This is a genomic window from Nonomuraea insulae (genome assembly GCF_042656245.1).
Window position 1 is genome coordinate 1 of the sequence record NZ_JBHSPA010000153.1, and the last position, 836, is coordinate 836.

Here is an 836-nt window from a genome sequence, read left to right on the forward strand (position 1 = left end):
TCCTCCCCCCGGCCGAGCGCCAGTGCCAGCTCCGTCGCGGCCACCGCCATCTCGGTCAGCGGCTGGTGGACGGTGGTCATCGGCGGGTCGACCCAGGCCACGACCGGCAGATCGTCGAAGCCCACCACGCTCAGGTCGTCGGGGATGTGCAGGCCGAGCTCGCGTGCCGCCTTGTAGACGCCCAGCGCCTGCAGATCGTTGGCGGCGAAGACAGCCGTGGGTCGGTCGTGGCGGGTCAGCACGTCCAACGCCGCGGCGTAGCCGTCCTCGCGGGTAAGCGGGACGTGCACGATCAGGCCGGCGTCAACGGCCAGCCCCGCCGCCTCCAGCGCCGAGCCGTAGCCCGCCAGCCGCGCGCGGAAGCACGACACGTCCTTCGGCCCGCCGATCATGGCGATACGCCGATGCCCCAGCTCGATCAGATGGTGGGTCGCGGACCGGCCACCACGCCAATTGGTGGCGCCCACGAACGGCACATCATCGGGCAACTCGCCGGTCGGATCGAAGACAACGAACGGGATACCCTTGGCCTTGAGCTGGTCACGCTCCGCCTCCGACAACTGGGCCACCGACAGCACGCAGTGCGGGCGCCGCTCCGCCACATCACCCAAACTGCGCTCGGGCGCATCGTGGAGCCCGAACTCGGAGACCATAACCCCAATCCGGTTCTTGCGAGCCACCCGCTCCACACCCCGGATGATCTCCACCGCCCACATGCTCTCCAGCTCACGGAACACGAGCTCCACGGTGCTGTTCCGACTGCCGGGCGGCTTACGGTAGCCGTACCTGTTGATCAGTTCCTCGATCCGGGCCCTGGTGTCATCAGACACCCCCGA

Annotated in this window: 1 protein-coding gene; it reads right to left on the minus strand. The window is 68.9% G+C overall.

Features of this window, described 5'->3' with window-relative positions:
• On the minus strand, nt 1-830 hold an 830-nt coding region (locus ACFPZ3_RS70230), incomplete at its 3' end, for a substrate-binding domain-containing protein (protein WP_379525384.1).
• Nucleotides 831-836 lie beyond the last annotated feature (6 nt).